The organism is Marinifilum flexuosum (assembly GCF_003610555.1).
Taxonomy (GTDB): Bacteria; Bacteroidota; Bacteroidia; order Bacteroidales; family Marinifilaceae; genus Marinifilum; species Marinifilum flexuosum.
Map to the genome: position 1 here is coordinate 1,371,978 of NZ_RAPQ01000008.1, position 18,390 is coordinate 1,390,367.

Consider the following 18,390-nt stretch of genomic DNA (forward strand, 5'->3'; position numbering starts at 1 on the left):
ACAATGTTTTTTATTTCATCATTTACTAAAACGTTTTAGTAAATGATACAAAAATTGAAAATACTATTGCCGATAAGGAGCTTTTTGATTTAAAAAAAAGGGAAATGCGGTAACATTTCCCTTTGCAAAATAAACCTCTTTATTGACAAAAGGATTCATTAATTAATAACCGCTAAATTTATGAAAAAAAAATCGTTTTTAATGTCTGCTAAATGGAGAGAATATGGCAGACGCTTAGCAATTGTTTGCTTGGTGAACATTTTGCTGTTACTTTCTACTGCATATACAGGCTATGCAAAGAACATCAATCAGGAGAAGCGTATTACTGTAAAAATGCAAAATGTTTCTATTGTAGATGTATTTAAAGAAATACAAGCTAAAACAGACTTTGATTTCTTTTATAAAAATGAGCAATTGCCTCATTCAAAAAAGGTTAGTGTAGATGCAAAGGATTTGTCTGTTGAGGAAATTCTGAATCGAGTACTAAAAGGTACAAACTTAACATTCAAGCTTGTAGATACGGACATTGTTATTTCGCCTCTTCAGCAAAACAATCAAGAAAAAAGGAAAATTTCGGGTAAGGTAATCGATTCTAAGGGATTACCATTACCAGGAGTTAGTGTTGTTATCGAAGGAACTACACGTGGTGGTGTAACTGATTTTGATGGAAATTACGAAATCGATAACGTAGAGTCGAACCAGGTTATACTATACTCTTTTATAGGTATGACTTCGCAGAGACTTATAGTATCTGCTGCTACAAGCTTCGATATTACACTTCAAGACGACACACAAGGTTTAGAGGAAGTTGTGGTAATTGGTTATGGTGCTGTTCAAAGAAAACAAATTACCAGTTCTGTAGCTACTGTTGATACTGATGATATTGCTAAGGTAACTGCTTCTTCTCCGGTACAGCAAATTCAAGGTCGTGTAGCTGGTTTAACAGTGTCTACTCCTAAAGGATCAGATCCTAATGCTAGTCCAGACATTTTAATTCGTGGGGTAACTTCTACAGGAGGTCAATCGCCACTAATCATTGTTGATGGTGTTGCCGTTGGATCTTTAGATATTGTTGCTCCTGAGGATATTGCTACTTTTTCAATTTTGAAGGATGGTTCTGCAGCTGCAATTTATGGATCCAGAGGTACTAATGGTGTGATTTTAATTACTACCAAAGAGGGGAAAGAATCAAAACCAACAGTTGAATATTCTGGTTATTACGCATTTGATCAGATTAGCAAAAGACCTGATGTTTTAACTGCTGATGAGTTTCGAGCTTTAGGAAATAAGATGGGTGTTGCAACAGGAGATGCTTCTACCGATTGGTACGACGAAATGCTACAATCTAATCACAACACGGTTCATAATATCGCATTTAGTGCAGGAAATAAAAATTCTAATTATCGCGCATCTATTAATTATATGGATAATAAAGGTGTTGCATTAGAATCTTTTAAGAAAAACTTAAGTGGTCGTATTAACATTAATCACAAAGCGATTAACGATCGATTAAATGTGCGTTTGAGTTTATCTGCTTCTCAGGCAAAATACAGATTGGCAGATTATGGAGCTTTTGGTTCTGTTGCCAAGTTTAATCCTACTAGACCAGTTTATGAAGAAAATGGAGAATTTGCAACCTTCCAGGAATTTGGTGTAGATAATCCAATTGGAAATATACTAAATTACTCTACCGAGAATATTAAGAAAGTTTTATTAGCGAATGTTTTTGCAGAGTTCGAAGTAGTAAAAGGATTAACAGTTGGAGGTAGAGCTGCCTGGAAAGTAGAAGATGCAAATTCAGGATCTTATACTTCATCGAAAAATGAAAATTTAGCAAAAGATGATATTAAGGGTGTAGCAAGTACATCATCTTTTTATAGCTATAAATATACTTACGAGGGAAATATCAATTACAGAAAAAGGTTCGATAAGCACGATTTTAATGTAATGGCCAACTATACTCACGAAGAAGATACCTGGTATACCTACTCTATGAGTAACTCGGGCTTTGTAAACGATAAATTTCTATGGCATTCAATTGGTTCAGGACTTAAATTAACAAATCCTGTTAATGATGATGGAGTTCAGGATTTGAATGGACCTGCAAGTATGGGAAGTGGAAGAAGCGAGAAAACCCTTGAATCCTGGAGAGGACGTTTAGTGTATACTTATGATGATAAATATGCATTAACAGTTAGTTACAACAGAGAGGGTAGCTCTATTTTTGGAGAAAATAATAAATGGGGTAATTTTTATGGAGTATCTGCAGGTTGGACCATATCTGATGAAGATTTTATGGAAAAACTATCATTTGTTAATTATCTGAAATTGCGTGTAGGATATGGAGAAACAGGTAACCCAGCTACAGGCCCATATAATTCATTATCAACGGTTGTTCAGGAAGGCTTGCCTTATGTGTTCAATGGAAATGTGGTAAGTGCATACGCTTTAGAAAAAAATCCAAATCCTGATTTGAAATGGGAGCGCAAAAAGGAATACAATATTGGTTTTGATTATGCTCTTGCAAAAAATCGTTTTGATGGTAGTGTAGATTTGTACTCAAGAAAAACGGATGATATGTTGTATAGCGCAGCGGCTCCTGTTCCTTCTTTAATTAAACCTACCATTGTTAGTAATATTGGTGAGATTTCTTCAAAGGGTATTGAGCTAAGTATAAATGCTAAAATTCTTCAAGATACAGAAGTAAAATGGAACGCTAACTTTAATGTTTCTTATAATGTAAACGAGGTTGAGAAACTATCCAATGCCGATGAAGAACCTGTTCCTTTTTATGCCGGAGATTTGCCAGGTAATGGTTTAGGTAGTGCCTACAGAGTAAAAGAAGGTGGATCTATTGGTGATTTTTATGGCCCTCGTTTCGATAAGTTCGATGAAAATGGTGGATGGGTATTTAAAGATCTTAATGATGAAGTTGAAGGTTACCATGCTGATACCGATAAAGAAGTAATTGGTAATGGAATGCCTAACTATTTTGTTGGTTTAACCAATAGTTTGGAATACAAAAGATTCGATTTGGAGATTTTTATGCGTGGTGCTTTCGATTATCAAGTGCTTAACGTTGGTAGAATTTATATGGAGAATCTTGATAAATTTCCTCAAAGCAATATATATACATCTGCTTTATCAAGTCCATTACGTGCCCCTTCTCAATATTCCGATTACTATTTAGAGGATGGAGATTATTTAAAAATTCAGAATATTTCCTTAGGGTATACTTTTGATACAAGCAAATGGAAGAATGTCTCCTATGCAAAATTATATGTTTCATGCAGCAATGTGCATACTTTCACTAATTACTCAGGATTATCACCTGAACTTGGAGGCCATTCTGGTATTACCCCAGGATTTGATAATTTGAATTTTTACCCTGTAACACGCACATTTACAATTGGCGCTGTTGTTAAATTTTAATTGGAGGAGATTATAGAATGAAAAAAATATCATTATTTATAGTAGGAGTTCTGGCATTATTAATGCAGTACTCTTGTTCCGAATTAGATGAGAAAGTGTACAGTAGTAATTTAACTACTAATTTTTATACTTCAGCTGAGGAAATTGAAGGTGCTTATATGCGTCCTTGGTCACATTTGCTTTTCTGTGATACCTATTACTATTTAAAGTTGAGAACTTTAGGTACTGATATGGCAGCATGGACAACCAAAACATCAGAAAATCATGGTTATGATAATGCTCTTTGGTCTGAATTGCACAAGCATACCTGGGGTACTCGCCACGGCGAAATAGAATCATCATGGAATACGGTTTGGGAAGGTGTTGGTTTTGCCAATGCTGTTCTTGAGGGGATAGAAGAAAAGGATTTTGAAGAAATGGGAGTGTCCATTCCTAAATCTGAGATGCAGGCACAATTGCGAGCTTACAGAGCATACATGCACATGATTGGTCTCGATTTTTGGAGAAATATTCCGATTGTAACCAAAGTAGGAGATCCTTACTATCCAGAAACAAAATCAGCACAGGAAGTATTCGAATTTATAGAAACAGAATTTTTAGCTGTTAAGGAAAGTTTACCAACTGCTTTCGAACCTTATGCTCAAGGATTTTTTAGTCAGCAAAGTGTTGAAGCTTTACTATCTCGTTTGTATCTAAATGCCAATACTTATATTGGCGTCGATAAGTACGAGGATGCCATAAAAATGTGTGATGCTGTTATTTCTTCTAATTTTTTCGAGTTAGAGGCAGACTATTTAAGTGCTTTCTCAAAAGATAATAATTTATCAAAAGAAAACATTCAGGTACTTACCCAAAAAGGGGGATCTTCTATGTCAGCACCTTTGCACGCACTTACTTGTTACTGGAGCAATCACGTAGATGCAGGTGGATGGAACGGAATTATCACACAAGAGGGTTTTTATGATTCTTATGGTGATGATGATACTCGTAAAAAACAATTTGCAGTTGGTCCTCAGTTTTATGCAGATGGAACTCCTGTATATATTGAAGCTGGAAACCCGGGTAGTGGACAGCTTGTTTATTCTAAAGAGGTAACAACTTTTCATAGTGAAGGTTTGTTTGAAGGAGCACGTTGTAAAAAATATGAGGCTATTGCAGGTTTAAACTGGAATCAAGAGTACGATATTGTTTTAATTCGTTATGCAGAGGTACTTATGAACAAAGCAGAAGCAATTATGCGTCAAAACAACGGACAAGCAGATCAAACTGCGGTTGATTTGGTAAATGAAGTGAGAAAACGTGCATTTGGAGATAAATTTGAAGAAAACAAATACACTACAACTGCCTTAACTTTAGATGAGTTATTGGCAGAGCGTGGTAGAGAGTTTGCTTACGAAGGACACCGTAGAACTGATTTAATTCGATTTGGAAAATATTTACAGCCTCGTTGGGAAAAAGAATCAACTAGTGATGCTACAAGAATTCTATTTCCAATACCACAAACTCAGAGAGATATCAATACCAACCTGAAACAAAACGACGGTTATTAATTAAGAAATTTGAGCTGGGCACTGGTTGCCCAGTTCAACTAATAAAATTTTAGCTGCCTAAATTGTTGTAGTTAACAGAAAATAGAAAAGCATGAATAAATTATTGTTAGGAGTTTTCATTTTTGCAGCTTTGCTTTTACAGGCATGCTCAGCAAAAAAGAATGGAAATCTTAAAAGTGGGGGAGATTACACAAAATTTGTAAAACCTTTGGTGGGTACTTTAGGCGAAGGAAATACTTACCCTGGTGCTCAGGTTCCTTTCGGAATGGTGCAATTAAGTCCGGATACTGAAAAATGGGAATGGGGAGCTGCCTCGGGTTACGAATATTCTGATAGTACCATCTATGGTTTTTCCATGACTCATTTGCATGGAACAGGAATTCCTGATTTAGGTGATATTTTATTTATGCCTACAACAGGTAAATTGTACATTAACGAAGGGAAAAAAGATTTATCAGAACCTGGATATTTGTCAAGCTTTTCTCATGAAAATGAGATTGCTGAAGCCAATTATTACTCTGTTTTGTTGGATGACTACCAAATTAAAGCAGAATTAACAGCTAGTAATAGAGCTGGATTAATGCGTTTTACTTTTCCAAAATCAGATAGTGCACATATTGTTTTGGATTTGAGCCATGTATTGCGTCATAAAGTAATTTGGTCGAATGTTAGAGTTGAGGATGACAACACCATTACTGGGATGCACCAGGTAAAAGGTTGGGCAAAAGAACGCTATGTTTATTTTGCTGCCAAATTTTCCCGACCTTTCGATGCTACTCGTATTTTTTCGAATAAAAAGGAAGAAAAATACGACTCATATAAAACCTACCGATTTAGGAGTAGTGTAGAGTCAGCTGGTCCCGATATTCAATTTGTGGCCGATTATTGTACAAAGGAAGCGGAACAAATTATGGTAAAAGTGGGTATTTCGGCAGTAAGTACTGCCAATGCCATGAAAAATCTAGATACGGAAATTCCTCATTGGGATTTTGAAAAAATTAAATCTGAAGGAAAAGCCCTTTGGAAAAACGAATTGGCTAAATTCGAAGTAGAAGGAAGCAAAGTTCAAAAAGAAACTTTTTATACAGCCGTATATCATTCATTTATGGCACCCAATACCTATTTTGACGTTGACCGTTCTTACCGAGGTTTTGATCAGAATATTCATAAAGCAGAAGGGTTTGACAATTATACCGTATTTTCTTTGTGGGATACTTACCGTGCAACGCATCCCTTGTTTTGCTTAACACAGGCCGATAGAAATGCCAATATGATTAATTCTATGTTGGAGCATTACAAACAAAGCCCGGATAAATTGTTACCAATTTGGTCTTTTTGGAATAACGAAACCTGGTGTATGATTGGTTATCATGCTGTGCCTGTAATTGTTGATGCTTACTTTAAAGGAGTAAAAGGTGTAGATTGGGATTTGGCCTATCAGGCATGTGTTCACTCGGCAACTCATCCCGAATACGATGCAACAAAAGAATACGAAAAATTAGGTTATGTGCCTTATGATATAGAAAACGAATCGGTATCGAAAACCCTCGAATATGCTTACGACGATTATTGCATTGCTCGTATGGCTAAGGCAATGGGTAAAACTGAAGATGCTAAGCGTTTTTCGGAACGAGCAATGGCTTACAAAAATCTTTTCGATTCTAATATTGGCTGGATGCGACCTAAAGACAGTAAAGGCAATTGGATGCCAGATTTTGATCCTCATTTTTTCAAGCATTTGGGTGCTTTTACAGAGGGTACTACCTGGCAGTATACATGGACCGTTCCACATGATGTTCAGGGATTAATTAACTGCTATGGTGGAAATCAGGAGTTTACTCAGAAATTAGATGCTGTTTTTGCCAATAAAGAGGGTAAAGATTATATAGGAGTAGATGATATTCATGGTAGAATTGGAGATTACTGGCATGGAAACGAGCCTAGCCATCACATCAGTCATTTGTATTCTTATGCCGGACAGGCGTGGAAAACACAAGAGCTAACGCGTAAGATTATTGCTACTCAGTATGGTAATACGCCTGGTTCTTTATGTGGAAACGATGATTGTGGACAAATGTCGGCCTGGTATATTTTTAATGCTATGGGTTTTTATCCTGTTTGTCCCGGTAGCGATCAGTACATAATCACTTCTCCAGCTTTACCATATGTAAAAATGTACATGAGCAATGGTAATGCAATAGAAGTTATTGCTAAGAATTTTTCAGAGAAAAATATTTATATCCAATCGGTAAAAATAAATGGTATTGATTGGAACAAAGCTTGGTTTAGTTATTCAGATATTGTGGATGGAGGGAAAATAGAGTTTGTTTTAGGTGATGTTATGAATAAAGGCTTTGCATCATCAAAATCAGCTTGCCCTCCTTCATTCTCTGATGGTATTGAAGAGAAGTAATCGGCTTTAAGCCAGACAAAAGTATTTTTATAAATTAGTAACAAATTACTAAAATACAGATTTATGAGATCAATTATTTTTGCCATAAGTAGCTGTTTCTTTCTTGTTCTTGGAAGAGGAGCATTTGCCCAGGATACTGATTTAACAAAGTATGTAGATCCATTTATTGGAACCGAAGAAATGGGACACACATTTCCAGGGGCTTGTGCTCCATTCGGAATGGTTCAGTTGAGTCCCGATACAGATAGTGTACAGTTTATTCACGAAGGAAAGTACAATAAAGAAGTTTATCGTTACTGTGCCGGATATCAATATCAGGACAAATCAATCGTTGGTTTCAGCCACACACATTTAAGTGGAACAGGACATTCCGATTTAGGTGATTTCCTAATTATGCCAACAGTTGGGAAGGTAAATTACAATCCAGGAACAATCGAAAATACCAGCAAGGGTTATCGTTCGCTATTTCGAAAAGAGACGGAAAAGGCAGAGCCTGGATATTATACAGTTGAATTGGATGATTATAAGGTGAAAGCGGAATTAACAGCCACACAGCGCGTAGGTTTTCATCAGTATACTTTTCCTGCTACTGATAATGCTCATATTATTCTTGATTTAACTCATGGAATTTATAATTACGATGGCAAGGTTTTGTGGTCTACCATTCGTGTTGAAAATGATACTTTGGTAACAGGTTATCGAATAACAAGAGGTTGGGCAAGATCTAATTATCAATATTTTGCCATGACTTTTTCTAAGCCTATTAAAAATTACGGATGTCGTAATAATGAAAAAGTGGTGTACAATGGTTTTTGGCGCAAATTCGACGAAACGGATAATTTTCCTGAAATGGCCGGAAAAGCATTAACTGCGAATTTTGATTTTTCTACCAAGGAAAATGAGAAGATAAAAGTAAAATTTGCCTTGTCGGCAGTGAGTACCGAAGGAGCATTAAAAAACTTGAAAGCAGAAGTTCCTCATTTCGATTTCGACAAAGTTAGAAAGGCTACCAAAGCAGAATGGCAAAAGCAACTAAATCGTGTGCAAGTGGCGGCGTCTGAAGAGAAAAAAGTTACTTTCTATACTTCTTTATACCATTCATTCATCAATCCTGTTGAATATATGGATGTGGATGGAAAATACAGAGGCTTAGATCACAATATTCACCAAGCTGATGGTTTTACAAACTATACTGTTTTTTCTTTGTGGGATACTTACAGGGCACAACATCCTTTGCTTTCGCTGATACAGCCAAAACGTTCTGCTGATATGATCAATTCCATGTTGGCACATTACGATCAGAGTGTTCATAAAATTCTTCCTATTTGGAGCCATTTTGGTAATGAAAATTGGTGTATGATTGGTTATCACGCAGTACCTGTAATTGCCGATGCTTTGGTAAATGGGTTGGAAGGTGTTGATAAAGAAAGAGCCTTGGAGGCTTGCTTATCAAGTGCAAATTATAAAAAATACGATGGTATTGGTGATTATCTAAGTTATGGGTATGTACCTCACGAAACAAGCAGAGTGGGAGCGTCTATCACATTAGAGTATTCTTACGATGATTATACAATTGCACAATTGGCGAAAGCATTGGGAAAAGATGCTATTGCAAAAGAATACATTCAACGATCGGAAAATTGGAGAAATTTATTTGATGATAAAACAGGCTATGTACGAGCCAAAAGCAAGGCCGGAGAGTGGGTAAGTCCATTCGATCCTTTGGATACTCATGCAGCTGGTTTTATCGAAGGAAATTCTTGGAACTATTCCTTATATGTTCCTCAGAATGTTAGTGGTTTGGTTAGCAAAATGGGTGGTGAGAAGCGTTTTTCAAATCATTTGGATTCGCTTTTTACCATGCATATTCCAGACAAATATTTTGAGCACAACGAGGACATTACCCGTGAGGGGATTATGGGTGGATATGTACACGGAAACGAACCTAGTCATCATGTTGCTTACATGTACAATTGGGCAGGTAAGCCATGGAAAACTCAAGAGCGAATCAATCAGATAATGAAAACCAAGTACCTGAACAAACCTGATGGTTTGTGTGGCAACGATGATTGTGGACAAATGTCGGCCTGGTATATTTTTTCATCTTTAGGATTCTATCCTGTTTGTCCTGGTTCTGGTCAGTATGCAATTGGAGCACCTTCGGTTGATCAGGCAATTCTAAATTTGGAAAATGGTAAGCAGTTTATCATAAAAACTAAAAATTACTCATCGAAGAATATTTATATCAAATCGGTAAAATTAAATGGTAAAAAGTGGGATAAAAACTATGTGAACCATACTGATATTGTAAATGGAGGAGAGTTGCTATTCGAAATGAGCAGTCGCCCAAATAAAAAGCGCGGAATTTCAAAGGACTCTTATCCTTATTCTACTACAAAATAATTTTAATGTGAATTTCTATAGCTGGAAACCTGACTTTTGGCTATAGAAAATCCTTTTTAAATCACTTAAAAATAACAGTAAGCGAAATAAAATAAACATGATAAAAAACAGAAGTAAACTCATGCTGTTAGCATGTGTAACAGCACTACTTATGTCTTGTAATTTGCAGGAAACCACTCCTGTAAATGTAACAAATTACAAGTGTGAGGTAATGTCTGATAGGAATGATTCTCCTGTTGGTGAAGATGTTATTAAGTTGGTTGATGGAGATGTTTATTCGAAGTATTTAACATTTAACAGCAGTGCCAGCATTCAATTTACCACTTTAAAAAAATGCAAGTTAAGTTCCTATTCTTTGGTTTCGGGAGGGGATGCCGAGGAACGTGATCCAATGATTTGCGTTTTAGAAGCTAGTAATGATAAAAAAACGTGGCAAGAAATCGATAGGCAAAAAGATTTACAGTTTTCAGGACGTAATCAAAAGCTAAGCTTTCCTGTATCTGCAAATGAAAACTATAAATATTATCGTTTGCAATTGGAAAGTAATGGAAACGATATTTTGCAACTTTCCGAAGTAGAATTATTGGCTGCCTGGGATAGCAATGATAACACTCCAATAGCTTTGTTTAAAGCAGAAGACAGAGCTTTTTTTACAAAAGGATTGGTTGAGTTTAACAATTTGTCTGTGCAGGCTGATGCTTACCATTGGTATTTTAAAGGAGGAAAGCCAGAAACAAGTACAGCAAAAAATCCAAAAGTGAAATACGAAAATTTTGGGAAATATCCTGTGCAGTTAGTAGCCGAGAATAAGGGATTGAAAGACACTATAATCTTAAACGATTATGTGAGTGTTAAACGCGAAGGTGGCTGGAATCAATTCTCTTATCCTAAAATTAACTTCGTTAATAAAACATTAGGAGGAAATGGTGATTTGTACACAGAATTGGTTCCAAACCCTAAAGAATTAATCAATAATGTTTGTTTAAATGTTTGTAAGATTTTGTACAGAAGTGTTGATGAAATTGATGTTTTAAATGTTTTAGATTATTCAATTGAGGATTTAGAAACCATATCGGCAAAAGGAGGGAATCCTCCACATATCAATATCTTCTTTAGCTCATTGTACCTGAAAAATAAAAAAGGAGAAATGAGCAATAAGGATTTGGTAGATGAGATTGTAGGTGTTTTGTATCACGAATTAGCTCATGGCTATCAGTATTCGCCAAAAGGAGCAGGAGCTTATGCCGGAGGATCTGATTTTTTCGGTTTTTTAGAAGGAATAGCTGACTATGTTCGATTAAAAGCAGGATATTCCAGCTACGAGTACAGAAAAGTTGGTGGTCATTGGAATGATGGTTACAAAACAACAGCTTTTTTCATCGATTGGTTACATACAAAAGATCCTGATTTTGTATACAAAATGAACCAAACAGCAAAAACTATTATTCCTTGGTCTTGGGATGCAGCTACCAATAAAATCTTTGATCAATCTACTCAATCGTTATGGGATGAGTATCAAGCGTATTTAAATGCGAATAAATAATAATTATCAATTTTGATTGCAAAAATAAATAACCCTAAACAATTTTAATTATGAGGAAATTAGTAAGTGTTTTCTTTATTGCATTACTAGCAATTTTAAGCAGTTGCGATAAAGAAGAATCGTTTCAACTTGATAAAGTTGAGGCCAATGTAGAAGCCAAGTTTGTATCCGATAAGCAAATTGTATTTCCTGGAGATGCAGTACAGTTTACCAACTCATCGGTTTATGCAACAAATATCGAGTGGACTTTCGAGGGAGGTTCTCCTGCTACTAGTACCGAAGAAAATCCTATTGTTACCTATAACGAATTAGGAGCTTTTAAGGCAAGCTTAAAAATTAGTAATGAGTATGGTGAGAATATTAAGGAAGTTGTTGATTTTATTACAGTAACAGATGATGCCGGATGGGATAGTTTCGCTTTTCCAACCATTCATTTTACCAATCAAACCATTAACGAAAATGGTGCTTTGTATAAGGAGTTAATACCTAATGAGCAAGATTTTATTAAACATGCTTGTTTAAAAGTATGTTTCGAATTGTTCTTGTTAGCTAATGATGTTAATCAGGTTTCTAATATTACCTATACAGTAAAAGATTCAGAAACCATTTCGGCTAAAGGAGGATCTGCTCCACATATCAAGATCGATTTTAGCTCAAGCTATTTGGTTCAAAAGAAAAATCAAGGTTTAAGCGATGAAGAATTGATTAGAGAAATCGAAGGAGTATTAATTCATGAAATTACTCATGGGTATCAATATGAACCTCAGGGAGCTGGAGGATATGAGTCGGGAACTGATTTTTATGGTTTTATTGAAGGTTTAGCTGATTACGTTCGCTATGTTGTAGGATTTACTCCTGTAAGCAAGCGTAAAGCAGGTGGAAACTGGAATGATGGTTACAATACTTCCGCTTTCTTTATTGACTGGTTGCATTCAAAAGATCCTAAGTTCATTTACAAGTTTAATGCTACTGCAAAAAATATCAACCCATGGTCGTGGGAGGAAGCAATTAAAATGGTATTGGGAGCAGATGCTTCGGTAAGTGCATTGTGGAACGAGTATCAGGCGGATATTGCTTCCGGGAAAATTTCTGAAATAGATGCAGATCTAAAAGAAATGAGAGAGGCTAGAGAAAAGCCTGAATATACTAATCAGGAGCCTGTAGCCGATCTAATTGATGTTACAGATACAGGTTTTACAGCTATTAGAGATACTGAGTTTGATTCTCCTTCAGGTGAAGAAATAGGAAATATCATTGATAATAACATTGCTTCTAAATTTTTGATTTTTACTGATAATACATGGGTGCGTTTGGAGAGCGAAACTTCTTCTGTTGTTTCATCTTATACTTTAACATCTGCTGATGATGCTCCAGGCAGAGATCCTAAAAAAGTAATTCTTTCGGCTAGTAACGATGGCGAAAACTGGGATGTTTTAGATATTAGAGAAGATGTTTCTTTTGAAGAAAGACATCAGACCAAAGCTTTTGCTTTTAATAATAACAAAGAGTACAAATATTATAAATTCGATTTTGAAAATACCGACCAAGGGGGAATTTTTCAGTTAGCAGAATTAGAGCTGATGGGAACCAAAGAAGGTGGAAATTCTGGTTCTTCTTCAGAAACTGTTGATATTACTGATAATTCTACAGCTACTTGGCAAGAGGAAGGTTTTGACTTTTTCGATTGGGGATTACCAAGCTTTGCTTTTGATAATGATGCAGGAACTGCATTTTTTAATATGAACGACAATACTTGGTTTACTTTCGCAACAGAAGCTAAACACAATGTTACTAAAGTAGCAATTACAGCAACTGCTAATATTTTAGGCATCGATTATGTATTTACTCCTGATACTTTTGTATTAGAAGGTTCTAATGATGGAGAAAACTGGTCTGAAATTACCTCGGTATCAGAAACAGGAATAGTAGCTTTCGAAGAAAGAAAAGAGTTTACTTTCACCAATTCGGAGTATTACTCTTACCATAGAATCTCAATGACTGCCGAAATTGAAGAGGGCGATAACAAAAGAATAATGATTGGCGAATTGGAATTATTTGGTACTGCTGAATAGTTTGAATTAGAAGATCGACTAAACAAGCCTAAGGTTCCAGTTAGCAATATTGCGCTGGAACCTTTCGTTATATATACTTTAACAAAAAAATGTTTAGGGATACATTTTTAACTTTAAGAGGTGTCTTGACAAAATTTAGTTACAATTAATAATTTGGACCACAATAATGAGAAATTTTATATGGATTTTAGTCTTAAGTATGATCTTGTATTCGTGTGATACAAAAAAGGATTATACGCAGTATGTTGATCCTTTTATCGGAACAGGTGCTCATGGTCACACATATCCTGGTGCACAGGTTCCATTTGGAATGGTGCAACTAAGCCCTGATACTCGAAACGATGAATCTTGGGATGGTTGCGGTGGTTATCATTATTCCGATTCTTCTATTATCGGATTTAGCCACACTCACCTATCAGGAACAGGGGTTTCCGATTATGGAGATGTTCTATTATTACCTATAACAGGTAAGGTCAATTTGAATTCAGGAACAAGTAAAAATCCGGATGCAGGTTATCGTTCACGTTTTTCTCATGACTCTGAATGTGCAGAACCTGGCTATTATTCTGTTTATTTGGATGATTACAAGGTAAAAGTTGAGTTGACTGCAGGGAACAGAGTTGGATACCATAAATACACTTTTGATGAGGAAGGAGAAGGAAAAATATTGCTCGATTTAATTCATCGTGATCCTGTTATTGATTCTGAAATAAAACTCATAGGCGAAAAGCGAATTGTTGGAAAAAGAAGATCTAAATATTGGGCAGGTGATCAGCAACTGTTTTTTGCTATCGAATTCTCCAAGGCTTTTCAACGCGTTGAATTGTTTAACGCAAAGCAAAAAAAGGAAAGTGCTGAGCAAATCAAAGGAACTCAATTGCAGTCTTTGGTATTTTTCGATGCAGAAAAAGGAGAGGCTATTGAGCTGAAGGTTGCTTTATCGAATGTAAGTGCAGAGGGTGCACTTAAAAATCTGGAGAAAGAATCGGAAGAAGTAAACTTTGATAAGGCAAGAAAATCAGCGAAAGCGATTTGGAAAAAAAGCTTGGGCAAAATAGAGGTTGAAGGTGGAAGTGTGCAGGAAAAACGCATTTTTTACACAGCTTTGTACCACTCTTTACTAAGCCCAAATATTTCGCAAGACGTAGATGGAAAGTACAGAGGAATGGAAGGAAAAGTGCATACCGCCAAAGGTTTTACCAACTATACTGTTTTCTCTTTGTGGGATACTTTTAGAGCATTACATCCATTGTTAACCATTATTGAGCCAGATAGATCTGGTGAATTTGCACAATGTTTGGTTCAAAAGAGTAAGGAGTTTGGAGAATATCCAATGTGGGAGTTGGCTTCGAACGATACTCGTTGTATGATTGGTTATCATGCTGTTTCGTTAATTGCAGATGCACATGCAAAAGGAATTACAAATTTTAGTTTGGAGGATGCTTTCACCGAAATGGAGCGAACTGCGATGCTCGATAAAAGAGGATTAAAAGCCTATCGAACCTTAGGATATGTACCTTCCAATAAAAGCAGTCAGGCCGTATCCAAAACATTGGAATATGCCTATAACGACTGGTGTATAGCACAAGTGGCAAAAGCCTTAGGCAAGGCCGACAGATATTCTTATTATATGAACAGGGCCTCTAACTATCGTAACATTTATGATCCTGAAGTTGGATTTATGCGTGGGAAAACCGATGAGCACAAATGGGTTCCCAATTTTGATCCTACAGCAGTTGGATACAATTATACTGAAGGAAACTCTTTTCAATATAGCCTGTTTGTTCCACATGATATTCCAGGGGTAATCAGTTTATTGGGAGATAAAAAAGAGCTGGAACATTGGCTTGATAAATTATTTGCAACTGAAATGGAGCACGAACTTGGTGATGATACGGATGTAAGTGGTCTAATTGGTCAGTATGCTCACGGAAATGAACCAAGTCATCATATGGCATATTTATACAACTATGCAGAAGCTGCTTGGAAAACGCAAGCAATGGTTCGTGAAATAATGGCTACACAATACCAGGATACACCTGATGGCTTGTGTGGAAACGAAGATTGTGGTCAAATGTCGGCATGGTATGTATTAAGCGCAATGGGCTTTTATTCCGATTGTCCGGGTAAATCTGTATATGCCATTGGTTCACCGATATTTTCTAAAGTGAAAATCCATTTGGACAATGGAAAAACTTTTACACTTATTGCAAATCATAACAGTAATGAAAATAAATATATACAATCAGCGATACTGAATGGAAAAGATTTGAATTTAAGTTCTTTATCACATGCAGATATTCTAAAAGGAGGAAGTTTGGTATTGGAAATGGGGGATACACCTAATGAAGCTTGGGGCACAAATATTGATTTGAATGTTGAGTTTAATGCTTCACCAATTGCTTACCTGACAGAATCATCAGATGTGTTTATTGAAAAATTTTTGGTAGATATAAGATGTAATGATCCTGAAGCTAAAATCTACTATACCCTCGATGGATCAGAACCTAATAAACAAAGTCAACAATTTAAGAAAGCATTTAAAATCGGTAAAAGTTCAAGTTTGAGCTTCAGAACCTACAAAGAAGGATGTGAACCCGGAATTGTGGTAAAGCGAAGATTAACAAAGCAAAACTCGGGAAACTATCATGCAAAGAAGATAGAAAAAGGGTTACAATACTCTTATTTCGAAGGAATTTACCGTTCTGTTTACGATTATGAATTGGATGAGCCTGTGAAAACAGGAGTTGTTTCAGTTCCCACTTTGGATGTTTGCTCGAGAAAAGAATGGATAGGACTCGATTTTAAAGGCCTGATTGACATCCCAAAATCGGGCGAGTATACTTTTTATATGTCGTCGAACGATGGATGTAAGTTGAGCATTAATGGTGAGGAACTGTTTGAAAGTGATGGACGAAAAACAGTTACTTTTGGTCAACAGGCACAATTGCAATTGGAGAAGGGATTGCATCAAATACAAATGGGTTTCTATCAATGTTCGGATCATATTGATTTGGTGGTTGAGTGGGAAGGCCCTGGCATTGCTCGTCAAACAATCCCAAAGGAATTTTATAAACACTTGGCAAATTAGTTGCTATTATTTAGTTGATTATTCCAATAAGGACATTATCCCACAAGGGGTGTAAATGAAATAATAAGGGTTAGGCATATGGTCTAACCCTTTTTTTATACAGCCTGGAATCTGGCTTGTGGATTTAATATTGTGTCTTTCTAATAGTTCTTCCATGTGGTCATTCTGGTCAATCTGCAGAGGTTACACTTCCAGTGGATCCGGGAGCAAAGCACATTTACACTTTCTTTGGAACAGCTGAGGCTGAGGAAAACTCTTTGTACCAATACCAAATGGTGTCTTTGATGCAAGTGGTTTTATGTATTAATTGCTTTAAACTGCTTCAATTAAAGGAGCAGTTTTTTGTTTTAAAAGATAATTTAAGCAAATAAGGTTTAAATTATATTTAAACTAAGAGTAATGAGAAAGAGCTCTCATTCTTGAAAGCTCTTTGTTTACTAGTCGGGGCGAGAAGATTCGAACTTCCGACCCCACGCCCCCCAGACGTTATCGGTTATTTATTTTGAAAAGTACAAATTTTGCGAAAATTCCATGCAGTATCAGTAAAATATAGATATAGAGTGCTTTGTGTTGCTTTATTTTTTTCTTTATAAAAAGAAAAAAATGTATATTTAATTTATATTTGTTGCTCCCATGTTGCTCCCAAATAAAATTAAACACAAAGAGTATGGCTACAGTAAACTTATTCCTTTTCAAAAATAAGGTTCTAAGAAATGGTACTTCTCCTATTGTAGTGCAAGTAATTCATAATCGAATTCGTCGACGTTATTCAACTGGGATTAATGCTCTGCAAGAAAATTGGGATAAATCGGCGGGAGTTTTGGTGAATTATCCCAAGAAGGAGAAAAGAGTATATGAAAAAAGAAATCTGAAATTAAGGAAGTTGCTTATTGAAGCTGAGGAAATTGTTCTTGATTTTGAGAATAGAGGAGAGGTTTATACAGCAGATGATGTTATAACAAAATTAAGAGGATTAAAGAGTGCAAGTCTTTTTTCATTTACAGAAAGTACAATAGAAAATCTTAGAAGTCTAGGTAAAAATGGAAATGCCAGAGTTTATGGAACCACTCATAGTGTTTTAAAGAAGTTCTTAAAAGATAATGATGTCAGCTTTGATGAAATCAATTACAACTGGTTAAAAAAGTTTGAAGAACATCTGATTAAAGAAGGAGTAAAATTGAATGGGATAGCCCATTACATGAAAACGCTAAGAGCAATATGCAACCGAGCCATTAAAGAAGGAGTAGCCCGGAAAGAATTGTATCCTTTTGAAAACTTCAAAATAAAGACTGAAAAAACTCTCAAACGGGCACTTACCAAAGAAGAGATAATTCAGATTCGAGATATTAACTTGGATAAATATCCAGCTCAGAAAAGAGCACGTGATTTATTCATGTTCAGTTTTTACTGTATGGGAATTTCATTTGTCGATATTGCATATTTAAAGGTTAAAGATATTTACAAGGGAAGGTTAAATTATTCCAGACAGAAAACAACACAACTTTATAATATGGCAATTGTAGAACCTGCACTCGAAATAATAAGGAGGTATTCAACATTGCAAGATAAAGATGAGTTTGTTTTTCCAATTTTGGATGAGGACCATCCAAACCTTCATGAACTTTACCTATCTCAAATGAGAAATAACAATAAAAGATTAAAGGATATAGCGAAGAAGTTAGAATTGTCAATTCCTCTTACTTCATATGTAGCCCGTCATTCCTGGGCAACCATAGCCAAAAGATCAGGTATTCCAACCGCGGTTATTTCTGAAGGATTAGGGCATACTACAGAAAAAACTACCCAGATTTACTTAGATAGTTTTGAAAATGATGTTCTCGATAAAGCCAATCGAATTATTACACTTTAAGATAATTGCTTTATTA

Annotated in this window: 8 protein-coding genes; all 8 read left to right on the top strand. The window is 35.8% G+C overall.

The genetic code is table 11. The features are described from left to right. Positions 1-180: 180 nt before the first annotated feature. The 8 genes from BXY64_RS05740 to BXY64_RS05775 all read left to right on the top strand — a co-directional run bounded on the left by BXY64_RS05740 (position 181) and on the right by BXY64_RS05775 (position 18,374). Entirely contained in the window at positions 181-3,432 is a 3,252-nt protein-coding gene (locus BXY64_RS05740) for a SusC/RagA family TonB-linked outer membrane protein (protein WP_120238957.1), read from the top strand. Between the two features lie 17 nt (positions 3,433-3,449). After that, a complete protein-coding gene (locus BXY64_RS05745; protein WP_120238958.1) occupies positions 3,450-4,982 on the top strand; it encodes a RagB/SusD family nutrient uptake outer membrane protein in 1,533 nt (510 codons plus the stop codon). A 91-nt stretch (positions 4,983-5,073) separates the two neighbouring features. Beyond that, a complete protein-coding gene (locus BXY64_RS05750) occupies positions 5,074-7,395 on the top strand; it encodes a GH92 family glycosyl hydrolase (protein ID WP_120238959.1) in 2,322 nt (773 codons plus the stop codon). Positions 7,396-7,458: 63 nt separating this feature from the next. Next, positions 7,459-9,798, top strand: coding sequence for a GH92 family glycosyl hydrolase (locus BXY64_RS05755; RefSeq protein ID WP_120238960.1), 2,340 nt, complete (start codon positions 7,459-7,461; stop codon positions 9,796-9,798). Between the two features lie 97 nt (positions 9,799-9,895). After that, complete coding sequence (locus BXY64_RS05760; protein ID WP_120238961.1) at positions 9,896-11,341, top strand: basic secretory protein-like protein; 1,446 nt, start codon at positions 9,896-9,898, stop codon at positions 11,339-11,341. A gap of 50 nt (positions 11,342-11,391) precedes the next feature. Continuing rightward, on the top strand, positions 11,392-13,413 hold the full coding sequence (locus tag BXY64_RS05765; protein WP_120238962.1) for a basic secretory protein-like protein: 2,022 nt from the start codon (positions 11,392-11,394) through the stop codon (positions 13,411-13,413). A 166-nt stretch (positions 13,414-13,579) separates the two neighbouring features. After that, positions 13,580-16,504: a GH92 family glycosyl hydrolase gene (locus tag BXY64_RS05770; RefSeq protein ID WP_120238963.1), complete on the top strand. Its 2,925-nt coding sequence runs from the start codon at positions 13,580-13,582 to the stop codon at positions 16,502-16,504. A gap of 667 nt (positions 16,505-17,171) precedes the next feature. Beyond that, a complete protein-coding gene (locus BXY64_RS05775) occupies positions 17,172-18,374 on the top strand; it encodes a site-specific integrase (RefSeq protein ID WP_120238964.1) in 1,203 nt (400 codons plus the stop codon). The last annotated feature ends 16 nt before the right edge of the window (positions 18,375-18,390 follow it).

Bases quoted from the DNA above. Each gene is read 5' to 3' on its own strand.
- BXY64_RS05755 (WP_120238960.1), top strand. From the start codon at position 7,459: ATGAGATCAATTATTTTTGCCATAAGTAGCTGTTTCTTTCTTGTTCTT.
- BXY64_RS05765 (WP_120238962.1), top strand. From the start codon at position 11,392: ATGAGGAAATTAGTAAGTGTTTTCTTTATTGCATTACTAGCAATTTTA.
- BXY64_RS05745 (WP_120238958.1), top strand. From the start codon at position 3,450: ATGAAAAAAATATCATTATTTATAGTAGGAGTTCTGGCATTATTAATG.
- BXY64_RS05740 (WP_120238957.1), top strand. From the start codon at position 181: ATGAAAAAAAAATCGTTTTTAATGTCTGCTAAATGGAGAGAATATGGC.
- BXY64_RS05775 (WP_120238964.1), top strand. From the start codon at position 17,172: ATGGCTACAGTAAACTTATTCCTTTTCAAAAATAAGGTTCTAAGAAAT.
- BXY64_RS05760 (WP_120238961.1), top strand. From the start codon at position 9,896: ATGATAAAAAACAGAAGTAAACTCATGCTGTTAGCATGTGTAACAGCA.
- BXY64_RS05770 (WP_120238963.1), top strand. From the start codon at position 13,580: ATGAGAAATTTTATATGGATTTTAGTCTTAAGTATGATCTTGTATTCG.
- BXY64_RS05750 (WP_120238959.1), top strand. From the start codon at position 5,074: ATGAATAAATTATTGTTAGGAGTTTTCATTTTTGCAGCTTTGCTTTTA.